At 35.4% G+C, this 19,909-nt stretch carries 10 protein-coding genes; 1 reads left to right on the top strand and 9 read right to left on the bottom strand.

Annotated elements, in window-relative coordinates; all coding sequences use genetic code 11:
• Window position 1: 1 nt before the first annotated feature.
• From ABD940_RS19820 to ABD940_RS19805, 4 genes are all read right to left on the bottom strand, one after another.
• Window positions 2-6,448: a GEVED domain-containing protein gene (locus tag ABD940_RS19820; protein ID WP_345207767.1), complete on the bottom strand. Its 6,447-nt coding sequence runs from the start codon at window positions 6,446-6,448 to the stop codon at window positions 2-4.
• Between the two features lie 313 nt (window positions 6,449-6,761).
• Window positions 6,762-9,749: a reprolysin-like metallopeptidase gene (locus ABD940_RS19815; protein ID WP_345207765.1), complete on the bottom strand. Its 2,988-nt coding sequence runs from the start codon at window positions 9,747-9,749 to the stop codon at window positions 6,762-6,764.
• A gap of 173 nt (window positions 9,750-9,922) precedes the next feature.
• Window positions 9,923-11,953 carry a M43 family zinc metalloprotease gene (locus ABD940_RS19810; RefSeq protein ID WP_345207763.1) on the bottom strand — a complete coding sequence of 677 codons (2,031 nt, stop codon included), beginning with the start codon at window positions 11,951-11,953 and terminating at the stop codon, window positions 9,923-9,925.
• Window positions 11,954-12,163: 210 nt separating this feature from the next.
• Window positions 12,164-14,170 carry a M43 family zinc metalloprotease gene (locus ABD940_RS19805; protein ID WP_345207761.1) on the bottom strand — a complete coding sequence of 669 codons (2,007 nt, stop codon included), beginning with the start codon at window positions 14,168-14,170 and terminating at the stop codon, window positions 12,164-12,166.
• 99 nt (window positions 14,171-14,269) lie between these two features.
• On the opposite strand from ABD940_RS19805, the gene ABD940_RS19800 reads away from it, so the two are divergent.
• Window positions 14,270-14,755, top strand: coding sequence for a hypothetical protein (locus ABD940_RS19800; protein WP_345207759.1), 486 nt, complete (start codon window positions 14,270-14,272; stop codon window positions 14,753-14,755).
• On the opposite strand, the gene ABD940_RS19795 is transcribed toward ABD940_RS19800, so the two are convergent.
• From ABD940_RS19795 to ABD940_RS19775, 5 genes are all read right to left on the bottom strand, one after another.
• Window positions 14,752-15,417, bottom strand: a complete 666-nt coding sequence (locus ABD940_RS19795) for a DUF6048 family protein (protein WP_345207757.1) — start codon at window positions 15,415-15,417, stop codon at window positions 14,752-14,754. The genes ABD940_RS19800 and ABD940_RS19795 overlap by 4 nt on opposite strands.
• Window positions 15,383-15,865 (bottom strand): DUF6452 family protein, encoded by a 483-nt coding sequence (locus tag ABD940_RS19790; RefSeq protein ID WP_345207755.1) that lies wholly within the window; start codon window positions 15,863-15,865, stop codon window positions 15,383-15,385. Before ABD940_RS19790 ends, ABD940_RS19795 begins: the two co-directional genes overlap by 35 nt.
• A 33-nt stretch (window positions 15,866-15,898) precedes the next feature.
• Window positions 15,899-17,311, bottom strand: a complete 1,413-nt coding sequence (gene rlmD, locus ABD940_RS19785) for a 23S rRNA (uracil(1939)-C(5))-methyltransferase RlmD (RefSeq protein WP_345207753.1) — start codon at window positions 17,309-17,311, stop codon at window positions 15,899-15,901.
• Between the two features lie 108 nt (window positions 17,312-17,419).
• Window positions 17,420-18,982, bottom strand: coding sequence for a TlpA family protein disulfide reductase (locus ABD940_RS19780; protein WP_345207751.1), 1,563 nt, complete (start codon window positions 18,980-18,982; stop codon window positions 17,420-17,422).
• A gap of 135 nt (window positions 18,983-19,117) precedes the next feature.
• Window positions 19,118-19,885, bottom strand: coding sequence for a succinate dehydrogenase/fumarate reductase iron-sulfur subunit (locus tag ABD940_RS19775; RefSeq protein ID WP_039365171.1), 768 nt, complete (start codon window positions 19,883-19,885; stop codon window positions 19,118-19,120).
• Window positions 19,886-19,909 lie beyond the last annotated feature (24 nt).

Genomic DNA, 19,909 nt, shown 5'->3' with positions numbered 1-19,909 from the left:
ATTATTCTTTGATAAATTTCTTCTGAACAGAAATTGCATCTCCATCCATAATGTCTATTACATAGACTCCGTTTATCAAGGCATGTACATCAATCTTATTATTCAAGATAATTCCGTTTGAAACCAATTGTCCTGCAGAACTGTAGATCTTATAACTAGCTTTTTTGCTGATATTTTTCACATACAATACTGTACTAACCGGGTTAGGATAAATTAAAATATCCGTTTGGTTGATCGGGTTAGGTACAGGAGTTTTAGAAATTCTTACAGTGTAATCTTCAACCTCACCATTCGGGAAGTTAGTACAGTTTACAGGAATAGCATCTTTTGACATTGCAACTCTCATTACTACATATTTGTAATCTGTTAAGCTAACAAAAGCATCTGAAGGTACTGTGAATGTTCCAGTTACAGTCGCATCTGCATTGGATGAAGCAACAAGAATCCTTTCATTGATATCAAAGTATCCGTTTCTGTTGAAATCGATCCAGACAGCAACTCCTGCCTGAGTATTACCTGTAAGTTTTTTATCGATTGTGATCTTATTATTAACAGATCCTTGAATCAATTCTATAAACTTAGCAGGAACACCTGTATAATCTGTATAATTTGAAGCCAAAGATGGATTCGTCATTTCAGGTTTACCATTTGGAGTAACGGTAACTTTTGAAATATATTCAGAAGTTCCTGTAGTAGAATGCATCTGGCAATAAACTACTGTTGGAGTTGTGAAGAAATAAGGTAATGTATACGTACCAGGAACTCCGTTACATACATTTGCTACCTGCATTTCATACTGAGTTAATTCCAACAAGCCTGTTAATGTAATAGTATTCGTATTAGAAGTAACAGTCGTCCAGCTCGGAATACCTACTTTTCTATATCTTAAAATATAAGTTGCTCCCGGGAAAGATGTCCAAACCACTACCGCAGTTGTCGGAGTAAGGTTTGTAATGGTTAATCCCGGAGGAGGTAATTCACAAGTTCTTTCTGTAGTGAATACTTTAGGATTAGACCAAGTATTAACCGTAGTTTCTCCGTTACAAATATTTGCAACCTGCACTTCATATGTAGTATATGGAGTTAAACCTGTAAGTGTATAAGTATTCAATGGAGCAGTTGTAACATTTACAGTAATCCAAGTTGTAGTTCCTACAACTCTATATCTTATTACATATGTTGCACTTGGCACAACCGGAGCCCAAGTTACCACTGCAGAGTTTGTCGTTACAGTACCAATTGTAACATTCGGAGGTGTAGGATCACATCTCGTCGTGAACGTTTGAGTAGGTGTAAATGTTCCAGGAGCAGTTCCACAACTTGCAGCAATTTGTACTTCATAAGTTGTTGCTGGAGTTAATCCTGTTAAAGCCAATGGTGGATTTCCAGTTAATGTTGATGCTGTAACTTGCGTCCATGCTGTAGTACCGGCAACTCTATATCTGATAATAAATGTAAGACCACCTGTAGGTACTGTCCAAGTAATATTAGCAGATGTATGAGTAATTGTATTGAATGCTATGTTAGTCGGTGCCGTTGTAGAACAAGGTCTTAATTTCACCGCATAATCTTCAACTTCTCCGTTTACAGCATTCTGACACATTACAGGAGCACTTGTACGTTTTAGAACAACTCTCATTGTAGTTGTTAAAGGTCCGTTGTATGCTGTCGCAGGTACATTAAACAATGCCGTTACAGGAGTGGTTGTACTTGCTGCAGAAGCCATAATCTGCTCTGAAGTTTCAAATACACCATTTCTATTAAAGTCGATCCAAGCTGACACAGCATCACTCTGTGAACCTGCTTTTGCTACTGAAATCTGGTTGCCTGTAGAACCTATTTCTAAGTTAACCAATGTAGCCGGAGTTGTATAACTAATATAGTTCGTTTGAACTGATGTATTACTCATTGGAGGAATACCCGGATTCACTGAAGTCATAGTAACATTTGAAATGAAATCAGTCGTTCCTGTACCCGTCATCGTACAATAAGTAATAGGCGTAGTCGTAAACGTTGTAGATGTAGACCAAGGTCCTTGAGTTCCACCACAAATTGTTGCAACCTGTACTTCATAAGCTGTTTGCTCTGTAAGACCTGTAATGTTGAATGTATTACCAGTAACAACTGTAGAAGTAATCCATGGTCCAACTGGGTTAGTAGTTCTCCATCTTACTAAATAAGTAGCTCCTGTAGAAGAGATCCAAGATACTGTAGCTGTAGTAGCAGCAACGTTTGACATTGTGATACCTGTAGGAGCAGCAGTAGTACAAGGCTGAATATCTACAAACTTCACTTGATAATCTTCAACTTCTCCATCACTTGTAAGAGGTGAACAAGCATCTGTAGGAGTCAGGAAGTATACAATAACACGCATTTTCACTTTATTCGTACCAGAGTAAGCTCCGGCAGGAACAGGGAAAGTAGCAGTAACCGGCGTTGTAGAAGAATATCCTAAGTTCATGATTCTCTCACCACCTGCAACAGTTGTTGGATTATTATTAAATACTCCATCGCCGTTAAAATCGATCCAAGCATATGTAGAATATGTACTTGATAAGATTGTTCTTCCTACAGAAAGTACGTTGTTAGTAGAATTACGAGCTAATGTGATAATTTTCGTAGCATCATTAGAGTAATCCGTATAAGTACTAGGACCAGAGTTGTTAGACATCATTGGTGTATTAGTACCTGTCACAGTAATATTATTAATGTAACCGTTACTAACACTTGTTGTAGTTGGTGTACAATAAGTAATTGCAGGAGTAGTAAAGTTTACAGAACTAGACCAAGCTCCAGTAACACCACCGCAAATAGTTGCTACCTGCACTTCATAAGTAGTAGATGCATTTAAATTAATAATAGTATAAGGGTTAGTTGCCGGAGCAATAACTGTCCAAGCACCTGTACCTGTTCTATATCTTAATGTATAAGTAGCACCTGTCGCATTGATCCAAGAAACTAAAGCTGTAGAAGCTGTCACGTTCGTAACAACAACTGGAGACGGCGGAGCTGTAGTACAAGGCGCAAGATCAATAATCTTAACCGCATAATCTTCAATCTCACCATTCGCAACTGTAGCACAAGGATCAGTAATTGTATTTGTAGAGAAAATAACTCTCATTCTAAGCGTCAACGGACCATTGTAAGAAGTTGTAGGAACCGTAAACGTTGCAGTGATCGGCGTAGTTGTACTCGCTGTAGTACTTACTACTCTTTCACCTGTTTCAAAAATACCATTTCTGTTAAAGTCGATCCAAGCACCGACTGCCAATGAACTCTGGGTAGTCGTTAACCAAGATTTAGACGTTGAAATAGAGTTATTTGCAGAGCCACGAACTAGTGTAACTAATTTAGCAGGATCTGCAGAATAGTTAGTATAAGAATTAGCTCCCGTATCGTTACTCATAACATATGAGTTTGTAGGAGCAACCGTTACGTTTGAAATATATCCATTTGTATTATTACTTGAAGTAATATTACAATAAGTAACTGCTGGAGTTGTAAATGTATAAGGAGCAGTATATGTTCCTGTAGTTCCAGAACAAACATAAGCTACCTGAACTTGATATTGTGTTTGTTCAATTAAATTAGCAATAGTATAAGCATTGGTTGTTAAAGGAACTGTAGTCCAAGTTGGAGAACCAAGAGGTCTATACTGTAATACATAAGTAGCACCTGTAGCCGGATCCCACGTTACATAAGCAGAAGTTGCTGTAATATTAGTAACAGAAAGATTTAATGGCGCATTACTTGTACAAGGAATAGGCTGAATTAATTTAACAGCATAATCCTCAACTTCGCCGTATGTATAACTTGTACACATTACAGGAGAAGAACTAAATTGCAAAGCAACTCTCATTTTTGTAGTCGCAGGACCATTGTAAGCAGTTGCAGGAACGTTGAAGGTAGCAGTAACAGGAGTTGTAGTACTAGCTGCAGAATTCATTACCTGTTCCGTTGCTTCGAATACTCCGTTTCTGTTAAAATCAATCCAAACACCTACAGCTTCACTGAATACTGTTCCTGTCCAAGCTTTATTAACTGAAACGACATTCCCTGTAGAACCAATTACTAAATTTACTAAAGCACTTGCTGTAGTAGAATAATCAGTATAAGTAGCACCTGCAGAGTTATTACTCATTACAGAAGCTCCTACCGGAGTTACCGTAACATTAGAAATATACTCTTCAGTAGGATTACTAGAAGCCATTGTACAGTAAGTAAGACCTAAAGTCGTAAAGTTCGTAGATGCAGAGAAAGGTCCCTGAACACCTGAACAAACTGTAGATACCTGTACTTCATATTGGATACCGTCATTCAATCCTGAAAGATTAATCGTATTTGCTGTTACAGGAACAGTAATCCAAGTTGTACTTCCTACCGGACGATACTGAACCACATAAGTTGAATTCGCTGTAGCTGTCCAAGTAACTGTAGCAGTACTCTGCGTAATTGCTGAAACAACAATACCAGTTGGAGCAGCACCTGTACATGCAGTTAATGAAGTTATCGTTGCACTACCAATCGCGTAGAATACGTTTCCGATTGAGCTAACTCTGATTTTAACAGTTCCTCCAACAGTAAGTCCTGTTAGATTTAATGCTTCAGTTCCATCATTAGCTGTAGAAGCAGAAGCTACTGTCCAGGTTACACCGTTGTCAATAGTATAATCAATCTTTACGTTTGCAACACTATAAGGAGCAGCTGTAGTATTTACAACATCCCAGGTTACATTGGTAGGACCATTATTATAAGCAGTAGTAGTGGTAACTTTAAAAGGACCATCATTTCCTACTACTATTTGCTGATTTGCAAATTGAGTTTGTTGTTGAGTCGCTACCGAATTATTATCTCTTACTGTTACTCTGAAGTTTGTAGTTCTTGCAATAGTAGAAACAGATTCCCAACCATTATTAGAATTATTTAAAACTCCAGCTAATACTGACGATAATTTAGGGAAATATCTTGTAGGGCTCGTTGTTGGATTAAATGATCTAAACGATGCTCCTGTAGAAGTTGTTCCTAAATTATTTTTATTAATGGTAACACTTGCATTATCTACTTCCTCCCAACAAAATGTCATTGGATCATTTTCAGGATCTGTTGCAGAAGCCGTTAAAACAAATGCTGTACCTTTAGGAATATTAAAGGTTGATAATGCAGCAATTACAGGTGGATTGTTGGTAATCGTAGTCTCAACATCACAAGTTTTACTTGTTAAATTATTTTGAACCTGAGTGATACTTACCGCATGGAAATAAGGATCTGAATGCGCCTGAACATCAGTATTCGCACCAGTGATACCTGCATAACCCATAATTGTTGAACCAGAACCCGGCTCAACGTTTACTCCTGCACTTTCCAAACCATGAGAGAAAGTATGATTTCCTCCTAATTGGTGACCCATTTCGTGAGCAACATAGTCAATATCAAAATTATCTCCTTGCGGAATACCATCGGCAGGAGAAGTGAATCCCGAACCCTTACCTTTTGGTACTGCAGTAGTAGGATCTATACAAACACAGCCAATACAGCCCGCATTACCACCACCACCGGAAGCACCAAACAAGTGACCGATATCGTAGTTAGTATTACCGACGTTTGCTGTAAGCGTTTGTTGTAATTCTGTATTCCAAGCTCCTGCAACACCAGCTGCAGCCGCTGAATAAGGGTCAGTAGCCGGATTTGTATAAATAACACCCGGATAGTTTTGTAAATTTAAGTGTAATGCAAAATCTTTTTCAAATACACCATTTACTCTTGTTAATGAAGCATTGATTGCTGTCAAAGCGTTTGCAACAGTCCCCCCAAAATATTGAGTGTATTCTCCTGTTACAGACATTGCCAATCTCATCGTTCTATACTTTTTGTCAGAAGACTTTGCAAAATTGGTTGTTTGATTAGCAAATGATTTTCCTTCTTTATAAAGATTCGCTATCTCTTGCTTAGATAGCCTATCTTCATTCATAGAACAAAGGAAGCCTTCATTACTTTTATCAGTTTTTGGATGCACACCATAAACTGTTTTGTTTTTGTCAGCTGGTTCTATGAATTCGTACTTGCCATCTTTGATGATCATCGATTGGAAATCATTTGGCGCCAAACTGAATCTCAGATATTTACCGGGATCATCAACCCCGACTCCTACATAAGATCCTAATTGATACTGATCTGCCAGTTCCTTCACTACCACGGGGAAGCTGTAAACGGCAAATTTTTCAATTTTTCCTTCTAAAGTTGGCAAAGAAATCGTGACGGGTTTTGCATTTTTTCCCGTCTCCTGCGCTTTCGCCAATTGAGACTTTAGTAAAGAAATGTCTAGAGAGTAATAGTTCTTAATATCAGAACCCGCTCTGGATTTTTCTCCCCTGAATGTTGTGGGACTCCATTGTGCACTGGTAATCGCAAACAGAAAGAGGAAAAAGAAAGAAGTAAATTTTTTCTTCATAACTTTCTCAATATATTATATTAATTACACAAATCTAATCATTTTTTATTATTAATTTCAAAATATATCTATTTTTTTAATACAAACTTCACAACAATTCAAATTAAGTATTCAAAATCAGGGAATCAAAAATTAATATATATCAACCTTATCATCTGAAGTTTTTTTAACTATTTTAAAGTAAATACATCTATTTTCTACTATCTCCAAAGCTTTATGATTTTTTTTCATTTATATAAATCTTTAATAAAATACAAAAAAATCCTCAGGTAAACCTGAGGATTTTTTTGTATCATTAAAAATATGTTTTTAATTATTTCTTGATGAATTTAGAAGTGAATGACTCTCTTCCTTTATCTTCAATTGTAATTACATAAACACCTTTGATTAGCTCAGAAACATTAATCTGTCCGTTACTAATATTTCCTTGTTTTACCAATTGACCAGTTGCCCCGTAAACTTTGTAAGTAGCTTTCTCAGAAACTTTAGTAATATTTAAAATATCTGATACTGGGTTTGGATATAGTTGGATATCGTTTTTAGGACCAGTCACATCATGAGTTGCCAATGCTGTTGCTGTAACAACAACGTTATAGTCTTCAACTTCACCATCGTTAAAGTTGTTACCGCACACATATGTTACAGGAGCTGATAATCCTGCATTTGAAGATGAGGCATAACCTAGGAAAACTCTCATTCTTAGAGTTTGTCCTTCCACAACTCCTGTAGTTGGAACTGTAAATGTTCCGGAAAATGAAGAAACATTTGCTACAGGGAAATTCAATACTCTCTCAGTTGCATCAAATACACCATCTCTGTTATAATCTATAAATACTGCTGCAAAATCATAAGCTGTAATATTACTATTAATAACCATAGGATAAGCAGTTCCTTTTACAAGGTTTACCTGAAGAGCAGGGTTCGTTGTAAAGTTTGTATAAGTAGCTCCAGTTGAAGTGTTATTGATATTCGCTACTTGTACTTTAGAAATATAAAGATTCGCAGCTGTAGTAGAAGCAGCAGTACAATAAGCAATTGCTGTAGTTGAGAAGTTAGTTGAAGTAGAGTAAGCTCCAGGAGTTCCTGAACAAACAGCAGCTACCTGAACCTCATAATTTGTAGCATCAGTCAGCGTAGACAATGTTACAGTAGGATTCGTAGAAGTTGTTTGTTGCCAAGCTGTTGCTCCTACAACTCTATAACGAATAATATAAGTAGCATTTAGAACAGGTGTCCAGCTTACTGTAGCACTATTAGAAGTAAGGTTACTTGTTGTAACTCCCGTCACAGCAGATCCGTCACAAGGAGCAAAAGCCGCTACATTGATTCTACCAATAGCATAGAATACGTTACCAATAGAAGAAATTCTCAATTTAATAACTTGTCCATTCAATGTTGACGGAAAAGTGAAGTTCTCAGCACCATCATTAGGAGTCGAAGCTGATAATACTGTCCAAGTAGTTCCATTATTCGTAGTGTAATCAATCTTAACGTTTGTAACATTGTAAGGAGCTGCTGTAGTATTAACTACATCCCAATTGATTGCTGTTGGAACACTAATGTTTGCATATTGAGTAGTCACTTTAAAAGGACCATCATTTCCAACAACGATTTGCTGAACATCATAATCTGCCTGCTGTTGAGTCGCATCAGGATTATTATCTCTTACAGTAATAGCAAAATTTGTTGTTCTTGCCACCTGAGAAACAGATTCCCATGTATTATTACTATTATCTAAATATCCGTTTAATACAGATTCTAATTTAGGGAAGTAACGTGTAGGACTTGTAGTAGGATTAAAAGATCTGAAGCTAGCACCGGTAGCTGTTGTTCCAATATTTGTTTTGTTAATAATAACACTTGCATTATCTACCTCTTCCCATGTATAAGTCAGCGGATCATTTTCAGCATCTGTTGCAGAAGCTGTTAAAACAAAAGCTGTTCCTTTAGGAATATTATAAGTAGGTAAAGCAGCTATTACAGGTGGGTTATTATTAATAGTAGTTTCTATATCACATGTTTTAGCAATCAAATTAGAATTTACCTGATCGAGACTTATCACGTGGAAGTAAGGATCAGAATGTGGCTGAACATCCGTAGTTGTACCAGTAATACCGGCATAACCCATAATTGTAGATCCTGAACCTGGCTCCATATTTGTACCTGAACTTTCTAGAGAGTGTGCAAATGTATGATTAGCTCCTAATTGGTGCCCCATTTCGTGAGCAACATAATCAATATCAAAATTATCTCCTGAAGGTGGATTAGCTGCTGTAGGATTAACGCTACCTGTAGCCGGAGAAGTGATACCTGATCCTTTACCATATCCTACAGTTGCATCATAAGTTGTGCCAACCGGGCTCATACAAACGCAACCAATACAACCTGCGTTTCCACCACCACCGGAAGCTCCGAATAAGTGACCGATATCGTAATTAGCCTGACCTACGTTAGCCGCCAATACATCTCTAAGAGAAGTATTCCAAGAAGCTGGAGGTGAAGCAGCATTTGTAACTGTTGCGTAAGGATCAGTTGCAGCATTAGTATAAATAAGTGCCGGATAACTTAATACATTTAAATGTAATGCAAAGTCTTTTTCAAATACTCCATTTACCCTCGTTATAGTTGCATTTATTTGAGTCAATGCTCCTGCTGTTCCTCCAAAGAAGTTAGTATATTCAGCTGTTGTTGACATTGCCAACCTCATTGTTCTATACTTCTTATCGTAGCTTTTGTTGAAGTTTGTCGTCTGATTTGCAAAAGACGAACCTGTTTTCAATAATGCATCGATTTGTTTTACTGCAGCCGGATCTTCTCCTGTAGTACATAAGAATCCATTTTCATTCTTTTGAGACTTAGGATGAACCCCATAAACTGTTTTAGCAGCATTAGCCGGTTCAATAAACTCATACTCTCCTCCTTTAATAATCATTGACTGAAAATCATTTGGAGCAAGTGAGAATCTTAAAAATTTTGAAGGATCATCAATTCCCACCCCTACGTAAGATCCTAGCTGATATTGATCCGCAAGATCCTTCGCAAAAACAGGAAAACTGTATACTGCAAATTTTTCAACTTTACCGTCTAGTGTAGGTAAAGAAATTTCAACTGCTTTCGCACCTTTTCCCGTTTCCTGAGCATTTGCCAGCTGAGATCTTAATGCTGAAATATCCAATGAATAGTAGGCTTTCATGTTAGCCTCTTTTCTCACTTTCTCTCCTTTATATGTTGTTTGTGACCACTGCGCACTTACAGTACCCAACACAAAAAGAGAAAAGAAAGAAGTAAAAAGTTTCTTCATAGCTTTTCAAATTAAATTTACTTGCCAAATATAGCTATTTTAAGCTATTAATATCATATCCACATTATATTTAACTTAAAAAAAGTATTTTTTAATCATATTTTAATAATAAATAAATAATCCTCAGGTAATTCTGAGGATTATTTATTTATTAAAATTAAATTAATTTAGTATTATTTTTTGATGAATTTAGATGTAAATACTTCTTTTCCTTTCTCATCAATGGTAATTACATAGCCTCCTTTAACGAGCTCAGAAACACTAATTTTCCCATTACTAATATTTCCTTGCTTCACTAACTGACCAGTTGCACCGTAGATTTTAAAAGTCGCCTTATCAGAAACTCTAGTAATATTTAAAATATCTGATACTGGGTTTGGATATAACTGAATATTATTTTTTGGGTTATCAACATCATTAGTTGCCAAAACCTGAGCTTTTAAAGTTCTGCTTTGCGTAGAACTAAAATGAGAGCCTGTTAATAATGTAGTCCCTGATTGTGTTTTAATATTATAATATCCTCCATAAGGATAAAAACCATCACCATATGAATCATTAATAGTAAATGTATAACATTCATTTGGATTTAATGACCAGTTTTGAGTGATCAAAGCAGGCAAGTTTGGATCAGCATCAGTATATCCACCACCGCTGTAAACAGTAGTTCCTGTACTATTTGTCAATGCCCATGAAGTCTCACTTCCATATTGATCCAATTGAAGATTGAATACAACATTTAAATCAGCTCTTACTGGAGCTCCCAAATAATTAACAGTAACATTACTATTTGATGTTCTTTGATCAGTTGCTCCATTTACAGAAGTTACATTGATATTCATCTGACCTCCCAATGCTGTTGAGCTCATCGGAAGTGTTACAATAGCATATTTATCCTGAGCTAAACTTCCGCTCCAGTTATATGTCTGTGCGACTCCATTAAGAGTGTAAGTAATCACAGCAGATGTCATTGTGCTCGTTCCTCTATTGTAAAGAGATACTTTCGGAGATTGAGTTGTGCTTGAACAGTTAACAGTCGAACATTCTCTTTCCAATTTCACTTCTGCATCATTTGCAAATAATGGAATTGCAATATCTTTTGTTGATGTTTTAAGCTCTACTCTTCTTGGAGAATTGTTCATAACAGCCGTAATTCTCGCTTTTTGATTAACTGTGAATACATTCATACATGTATCTGTAGTATAATCCATATAATTCTGAATCATGTCATTACCTGGATCTGAAGGACAGGAATCAATAGTTACACAATTATAGTTTGCTGCTGCTGCTGCTGGTGTATCAAGACAATAATCATTATTGCTGTCCGTTGCATTTACAACACAAGAAGAGGTATCCCCCCAAATATGTCTTAAACCTAGGAAGTGACCAACTTCATGAGTCATTGTTCTTCCTTTATCGTAAGGAGCTGAAAGTAAAAATGTATTATTAACGTTATAATCACTGCTTCCAAAAGTAGCATAATTAGCAACCACACCGTCAGAATAAGCCTCACCCCCAATTGTATTCAATCCTCCTAAAGTTGAATTTGATGGAAACTGCGCATATCCTAATAAAGTAGAACTTGTAAATTTCACACTCCACATATTCATGTACTGAGTAGGATCCCAAATTGTTTCCGGTTTTACAAAACTGTTTATTTCCGCTTGAGACCATGAAGCCTGACAAAGATTAATTCTGTCAATTCCATTTGTAGGGTTGCCATTTGGGTCTACTTTTGCCAATGCAAACTGAATTTGAGTATCTGCACCAACAGCATTTGTATTATAACCCGGAGTTCCCATTATTCTACGGAAATCATTATTCATTACCGTTATCTGAGACATTACCTGTTCATCAACAATATTTGGAGCAACTCCCAGATTTTGCCCGTTGTGAATAACGTGTACAACTACCGGAATTGTAATAATATTTCCATTCTGTGATTTGTTTGTTTTTGCCTGCTCTACGAACGGAGCCAACCAAGCTTCAAACTGCTCGACAGTCATTCTGCCAGGAAATGTTCTTTGTAAAAACTCTTCGTATTCAGTTGTTGAACACCTGTCAAAACCATGTGCCTTCGCAAGCTCAATTTGAGGTTTACCAATTACAAACTCAGCTTTCTTTTTAGTCAAATTTTGAGCACTGATTTCAGCAACAAAAAAAGAAGACAGCAAGACAACAGCCTTAAAAGTAGTAGATTTTCGCATGTATAATGTTTTAATACTTACAAATATAAATTATTTAAATAAATCTACCAATTCCGCAAAAATAAAATAAAATTTTCATTAAAAAACAACATAATTGAAAGCAAAAAAACTAACATTAATTAAAAAATCATAATTCGAAAACTGATACTATTTAAATAAAAAAGCTCTGAGTCTAGACTCAGAGCTTCATATATTATAAAAATAAGAAACCTATTTTTTAATAAACTTAATATTCTCAGAAATATTACCGTCTTTAATTGTAATAATATAAGTTCCTTTTACTAACTCAGCAACTCTTACTTGATTATTATCAATATTTCCAGCTTTTACTAATTGACCAACAGCATTATAGATTTCAAATTTAGCTTTACTTGAAACTTTAGTAATATTTAAAATGTCACTTGCTGGATTTGGATAAACAGCAAATGTGTCCTTTTTCACTTCGTTTGTTGCCAAAACTAAAGATGGAATCACTTTAAATACTCTCTGTTGTGTAGTTGTATAATCATTTCCTGAAATGACAACTGTACCTGTTGAGTTCAATATTCTGTAAGATCCTCCTTCTACATAAATACCATCACCATAAGTATCATTAATAGTAAAAGTATAGCAATCGTTTACAGGAAGAGTCCAACTTTGAGAAATTAAAGCAGGCCAAGTTGTAGTTGCATTAGGATATCCACCTCCACTATATAACGTAGAACCTGCACTATTTTTCAAATTCCAAGAAACTTCCGATCCATAAGGATCTAGCTGCAATTGGAAAGTAAAATTAGTACTAGCAACAGGAACAGAGTTCCCAATAATTACTGTAGATGCATTATTGCCAGCTCTTTGATCTGCACCTCCATTTACAGAAGTAACCTGAGCGGTAATACTTCCCTGAGAAGCTCCTGTAGGAATACTGATCATAGCGTATTTATCTTGAGCTAAACTTCCTGTCCAGTTCATCGTCTGAGTAGCTCCTCCATTTGTAGAATAAGAAATTACAGCCGAAGTTAAAGTACTTGTTCCTCTATTATACAACATATATTGAACAGTCACATTTGATACAGTTCCACATGATGTTTGGCTACAACTTCTCTCTCCTTTTAATTCTGCATCGTTTGCGAATAAAGGAATTGCTTGCTCAGCTGTAGAAGTTTTCAACTCCATTCTTCTAGGAGAGTTATTCATGACAGCTGTAATTCGATCTTTTTGATTAATCGTAAAGATATTCATACAAGTATCATTTGTATAATCCATATAGTTCTGAACCATTTCAAAAACTGAAGGGTCATCACAACTTGGTATGCTTGTATCACAAGTATAATTATCCTCATGAGCTGTAGGTGTATCTGCACAATAGTCTGTACCACAAGTAGCATCACCCCAAATATGTCTTAATCCTAAAAAATGACCAACTTCATGAGTCATTGTTCTACCCTTATCATAAGGAGCGTTCAAAAAGAAACCCGTACCATAATCACTGCTTCCGAATGTAGAATAATTAGCTACAACACCATCAGTATTTGCATAACCTCCATTAGCATCTAAACCTGGTAAACCAGAACTTGAAGGAAATTGAGCATAACCTAGTAAACTAGAATCAGCAAAATTCACACTCCACATATTCATATATTTTGTAGGATCCCAAATTGTAAGTGGTTTTACATAATCGTCAATAGCTGTAGTTGCCCAAGAAGTCTGGCAAAGATTTACACGATCTATACCGTCTGTAGGATTTCCATTAGGGTCTACTTTAGCTAATGCAAACTGAATCATAGTATCTGCACCTACAGGATTTGAATTAAATCCTGGAGTTGATGCCATTTTTCTATAATCATTATTCATTACTGTAATTTGGGATTTAACCTGATTATCAGTAATGTTTGGAGCCGAGCCCAATGCTTGTCCACTGTGAATAACGTGAACTACGACAGGAATTGTAATAATACCTCCGTTTTGAGATTTATTATTTTTAGCATCAGCGATTAAAGGAGCTAACCATGCTTCAAACTGAGCATCAGTCATTCTTTTAGGATTATTTTTCTGCAACATTGCTTCATACTCAGTAGAAGCACACCTGATAACCCCATTCATTTTCTTTAGATCCTCAATCGTATACGTTTTGCCAAAAACAACTTTATCCTGTCCGTGTTTTTTTTGAGCAAAGGCGGAACAGCATAATAATACGAAAAATAAAAGAGGTATTCTAAAAGTAATTTTACTACTCATATAAGGTATTTTTTATAATTAATTACAAATATATAATTTTTTGGCACATTTTTTAGTAATTAATGCAGTAAAACAAACATTTTCCAAGAATTAATCAAAATGAAGGCAAACTTACAAATATTATTATTATTTAGTTTAGTTATTATTAACTGTAATTCTCAACAAAAAACAGATATTCATAGAAATATATCAACCGTAAATCAAAAAGTGCAGAAAATCGAAAAAATAGAATTAAAAGAACAAACAAGAGGTACAAACAGAATAATTACCTTTGAACCTACATTTTTTAACATTTTTTTAAACGGAAATGATACAAAAACAGAATTATCGACTGCTGATTGGGAAAATATTTCAAATCAGGCAGGCTTAATTGACCTATCAAAAATTTCATCATACAAATCTCCAACAACAGGACGATTTTCTGATAGAGCATTATCTTCTACTATCATTATTACATCAGCTGGGAAAATTTATGAATCATCATCTTTTGACGCAGGAATCCCCCCAAAAGAATTGGAGGGATTATATCAATTATTAAAAAGTAAGTCTGGAATAATTAAAAGACCAAAACCTAAATTTCTTTAAAACTTATACGCAATATTCCATGCAAAGCCCATATTGAATTTTGAAGAACTTCTTCCGAATCCAGGAACGATCATGGGCTGAATTTCATCTTGTTTTGTTGTGAAAACCAGATATTTTGGCTGAAGATTTACATCAATATAAAAATTAGATTCAAACAATTGAACTCTACCTCCAATTGTGCCTTCAAGCCAATAAGTAGACTGAGTAGATGATGGAAAAGCAATAGAAGAACTGCTTCCACCATAACCACGAACCGGAACAGCCATATATTCCTGTGTATAAAATGACCCTCCGACTTTTCCTCCTGCATAGAATCCATTGAATTGATTTTCAGGATCTTTTGCCAACATATAAAATGCTCCCAGTTTTATAAAAGGTCCGGTTGCTTTTGCATCATAGCTGTTTTTCTGATAAATATTAGACTCAAAACCAGCTTCAACAACACCATGAACATTATTTTTTATTCTTGATGAAATAAATCCCTGATACAATTTTCTATCCGAAAAAAAAGAAACACCTGAATTGAGAACATCAACACCAACCATAAAATTAGGTTCATATTTCCATTTTTCCTTTTTTACTTCCTTATCTTTTTTCTCCTGAGCAAAACTCAAAAGACCGATTAAGCTAAAAAAGAAGGTAAAGATTAGTCTTGTCTTCATTCTCTATAAAATTTTGCCCGGCTTGTAAACTTTTCACCGGAAACGTTGTTGTTAAGTCTAATACTGAGTTCAGATTTTCATAATTCAATTTTATTCCGCATCCCGGCGAAACATACGTTGATCTTGTGGTATAGTTTACTCTTACCTTAGACTCTACTCCTTTGTTTGTTATTCTGAAATAAATATCTGTATAAGGAGAATCATCAACTCTTAAAGGAATTACCCTTGAAGTGATCTTCGCCTGACCTCCCAACTGTACTTTCCCAGAACCATAATCCACTGCAACATACAGAGAATCTACCGTTTTTTCTTTTCCGGTTTCGGCTGTTAAGAAAGAAAATTTCATTCTTGGAGTTCCTTCTCCACTTTCACAAATATCATCATCGCCACCGCATGAAAACAGTAAACTGATAAAACAGACAGCTATTAGGAATTTAAAATATTTCATATTAAGATTTGATCGTGTTCAAATTTAAATAAATTATTTCTTAATCAACAACGCAATATTTTCTACGTGGTGTGTTTGTGGGAACATATCAACCGGTAAGATTTTTACCACTTCATAATGATCTTTCATTAAAGCTAAATCTCTCGCCTGAGTTGCAGAATTACAGCTTACATACACAACTCTCTGCGGAGCCAGTTTTAAGATTTGTTCTACAACTTTCTGATGCATTCCGTCTCTTGGAGGATCGGTGATCAAAACATCAGCTTTTGGATGATTTTCCAAAAATTCATCATTAAAGACATTTTTCATATCTCCACAATAGAACGTCGTATTTGTCAAACCATTCAAAGCAGCATGTTCTACCGCCGCATCTATAGCTTCCTGAACAGATTCGATACCAATAACGTGTTTTGCGTTTCTTGCAACGTATTGAGCAATCGTTCCTGTTCCGGTATATAAATCGTAAACCACTTCATCACCTTTTAAATCGGCAAATTCAAGAGTTTTTCTGTATAATTCTAATGCTTGTTTGTAATTTGTCTGAAAGAATGATTTTGGACCGATCTTAAACTTTAAGCCATCCATTTCTTCCATTAAAAAACCTTCTCCGAAATAAACATTAACATTTAAATCGTAGATTGAATCATTCGGTTTTGGATTAATAGCATAAACCAATGTCTTAATTTGCGGGAATTTTTCCAATAAAAATTCAAAAAGCTTTTCTCTGTTTTCCTTTTCCTCTCTGTAAAGCTGGAAAAGCACCATCCATTCACCTTTAGAATTCTGTCTCATCATTAAAGTTCTTAAAAAACCTTCCTGATTTTTGACATCAAAAAAATCTAATCCATTATCAACCGCATAATTCTTTACTGTTAAACGGATTGCGTTGGAAGGATCTTCCTGAAGAAAACATTCCTTAAGATCAAGAATTTTGCTCCACATTCCCGGAATATGGAAACCTAAAGCATCTTTACTTCCAAAATTTTCTTCTGAACTTATCTCATACTGAGTCAGCCAACGAGCATTCGAGAAAGAAAATTCCATTTTATTTCTATAAAAATATTGTTCCTCAGAACCTAAAATAGGAACTGTTTCAAAGTTTTCAATTCCGCCGATTCTTTTAATATTATTATAAACCTCTTCCTGTTTGAAATCCAACTGCTTTTCATAGCTCATGTTTTGCCATTTGCAACCACCACAAACTCCAAAGTGAATACATTTCGGTTCTACTCTGTAGGGTGATTTTACAAGAATTTCTGCAGCCTCACCTTCGAAATATTTTGACTTTGCTTTTTTAACCTTTACATTCACAACATCTCCCGGAATCGCTCCCGAAACCAATACTGTTTTTCCTTCCTCGGTTCTACCGATTGCCACACCTTTTGCTCCCGCATTCAAGAGCTTTATATTTTCAAGAATTAAATTTTTCTTATTCTTTCTACTCATTCTAAAATTTTCTATTTTCCTAATTGAAACCATTAAGTTTCAGTTTGCAAAAATACAATAAAAAAAACCTTATCCGAAGACAAGGTTTTTATCTATAATTAATTTAAATTATTTTGTAGGCGCCGGAGCAGGTTGTTGATTTGCCTGTTGCTGAGCTGCAGCTTGTTGTTGAGCCGCTACTACTGCAGGATCCATACCCATTCCCTGTTGTAATTGTACATTAGGATTTACCTTTGGAGCCGAAAGACCTGTTTGTTTGTCTAAAACAACTACCAATTCAGGATCTCCTAAGTTGAAGAATGGCTTGCTTGCAATTTTACCATCTTTATCTACAACGATAAAACAAGGTAATTTGAAACCGTAAACTCCATATTTCTTAGCAATATCAGAGTTTAATCCTCCATCACCATAAACATTAGTTCCAGTGATTCCTTTTAGTAAAGAACTGCTTGTTTTTACAAACTGATCTTTAGTATCATCAACGTTTACAAAAACGAAGTTCATTTTAGACTTATAGAAATTTACAACTTCTTTCAATACAGGAATTGTAGACTCTCCGATATAAGGATTCCAAGAAGCATAGAATGATAACAAATAAGGTTTTCCTTTATTTTCAGAAAGGTTATAAGCTTTTCCGTCTGCCTTTACTAATGATCCTTCAGGAGCCATTTCTCCAATTTTGAATCCGTTGATAGCAAACTGGATCTTCTTCAAATCTTCTTTAATCGTAGCATCTTTAATATCTTCATCGATGATCTTTTTGATTTTCTCAACAGTTTTCTCAGGAGAACCCGGGTGAATATCTGACTGAGCCATTACAAAAGCCAATAAATAATCTTTGGCTGTTTGTGAAAGATCTTTTTGATTTTTCTTTAAATATTCAGCGAATAATTCTGAAGTAGTAATATCTTTTTTTCCTGTGCTGTTTGCCTGAGCAAATTTTTGGAAATCCGGACTCATTTTACCAAGAAGATATTGTCTGTAGTAAGGATTCTCCTTTACCATAACATCTTTATTCTCCTGAAGTTTATTTTCAAAATCTGTGAAAGCTTTAGTCACTTTAAAAGATGGGTTACCCATTTGCTTGTGACTCAATTCATATTGATTTAAAATTGTAAGTAGAGTACTTGCAAGATCATTTTTCTTCCATTTAACGATTTCGCTGTCAGGACTGAATTTTTTACTGTTTTCTTCGATGTTCTTATTAACGTCGCCTTGAACTTTTTCAATTCCTTTCAAGAAAGTTTTTTCGTCTTTCATGATAAGCTCATTCATATTAACAGTCTGAGCATACGTTGAAAGATATTTTTGAGTTGCCTGAAAGAAGTCGTTGTTATTCTTAGCATCTCCAGTGATCACATATTCAGAAGGGAAAGTCATTCCGTTACCTGAAATCTCAAGTTTCTGACCACCTTTCAAATAAATTAAATTTTGTTTTCCACCATAAGACATCACATACATTCCACTTTTAGGAGCATCGAAGCTTCCTGAGAAAGTTCCGTCTTTATTTACACCAATATTAATTAAAGGTAAAGTGGCAACACCTGAAGCCTCAATAAATTCGATTCTCTCTAACGGAGAACCACCAGTGATTTTTCCTTTTACTTCTACTTTTTTAGAGCAAGACATCGCAAAAACCGCGATGATAAACAATAAAAGATATTTTTTCATTTTGAATTTTATAATTACGCAAAAATAAGTTTTTCAATAAACTAAAAGCAATTAAATATTACTTTTATGAAAGATTTAACTAAAAAAATCGCCATCCAATGAGGAGACGATTTTTTTGTGGTATCTCAATTAATTTTATCCTCTATCAGCAAGAGCCGCCATATATTCTCTGTTCATTCTAGCGATGTTTTCAAGAGAAATTCCTTTCGGACATTCTACTTCACATGCACCTGTATTTGAACAGTTTCCGAATCCTTCTTCGTCCATAGCTTTCACCATGTTCAGAACTCTTCTCTTCGCTTCTACTCTACCTTGAGGTAAAAGAGCGTACTGAGAAACTTTAGCTCCAACGAATAACATTGCAGAACCGTTTTTACATGTAGCAACACAAGCTCCACATCCGATACAAGCCGCAGCATCCATCGCTTTGTCTGCATCTTCTTTAGGAACCGGAATTGCATTGGCATCCAAAGTATTACCTGAAGTATTCACCGAAATGAAACCACCCGCAGCCATTACTCTGTCGAATGCGCTTCTGTCTACCATTAAATCTTTAATAACAGGGAAAGCAGCACTTCTCCAAGGTTCAATAACGATTGTTTCACCGTCTTTGAACATTCTCATGTGAAGCTGACAAGTCGTAATACCTGTATCAGGACCGTGTGCTCTACCATTGATGTAAAGAGAACACATACCACAGATTCCTTCACGACAGTCGTGGTCGAAAGCGATAGGTTCTTTTCCTTCGTTAATGATATTTTCGTTCAGAATATCCAACATTTCTAAGAAAGAAGAATCTGTAGAAACATCTGATATTTTGTAGGTCTCAAACTGACCTTTAGTTTTGCTATTTTTTTGTCTCCAAATTTTTAGGGTAAGATGAAGGCCTTTTTTTGCACTCATAATTATTTATTTATAGGTTGGAGA

The sequence above is a fragment of the Chryseobacterium ginsengisoli genome (genome assembly GCF_039542325.1).
In the GTDB taxonomy this organism is placed as follows: Bacteria; Bacteroidota; Bacteroidia; order Flavobacteriales; family Weeksellaceae; genus Chryseobacterium; species Chryseobacterium ginsengisoli.
This window is presented reverse-complemented; position numbering and strand designations above follow the sequence as displayed.

What these genes read in the sequence shown, in the direction of transcription:
- ABD940_RS19800 (WP_345207759.1), top strand. Translation starts at nt 14,270, where the DNA reads ATGAAGGCAAACTTACAAATATTATTATTATTTAGTTTAGTTATTATT.
- ABD940_RS19805 (WP_345207761.1), bottom strand. Translation starts at nt 14,170, where the DNA reads ATGAGTAGTAAAATTACTTTTAGAATACCTCTTTTATTTTTCGTATTA.
- ABD940_RS19810 (WP_345207763.1), bottom strand. Translation starts at nt 11,953, where the DNA reads ATGCGAAAATCTACTACTTTTAAGGCTGTTGTCTTGCTGTCTTCTTTT.
- ABD940_RS19790 (WP_345207755.1), bottom strand. Translation starts at nt 15,865, where the DNA reads ATGAAATATTTTAAATTCCTAATAGCTGTCTGTTTTATCAGTTTACTG.
- ABD940_RS19815 (WP_345207765.1), bottom strand. Translation starts at nt 9,749, where the DNA reads ATGAAGAAACTTTTTACTTCTTTCTTTTCTCTTTTTGTGTTGGGTACT.
- ABD940_RS19775 (WP_039365171.1), bottom strand. Translation starts at nt 19,885, where the DNA reads ATGAGTGCAAAAAAAGGCCTTCATCTTACCCTAAAAATTTGGAGACAA.
- ABD940_RS19820 (WP_345207767.1), bottom strand. Translation starts at nt 6,448, where the DNA reads ATGAAGAAAAAATTTACTTCTTTCTTTTTCCTCTTTCTGTTTGCGATT.
- ABD940_RS19780 (WP_345207751.1), bottom strand. Translation starts at nt 18,982, where the DNA reads ATGAAAAAATATCTTTTATTGTTTATCATCGCGGTTTTTGCGATGTCT.
- rlmD (WP_345207753.1), bottom strand. Translation starts at nt 17,311, where the DNA reads ATGAGTAGAAAGAATAAGAAAAATTTAATTCTTGAAAATATAAAGCTC.
- ABD940_RS19795 (WP_345207757.1), bottom strand. Translation starts at nt 15,417, where the DNA reads ATGAAGACAAGACTAATCTTTACCTTCTTTTTTAGCTTAATCGGTCTT.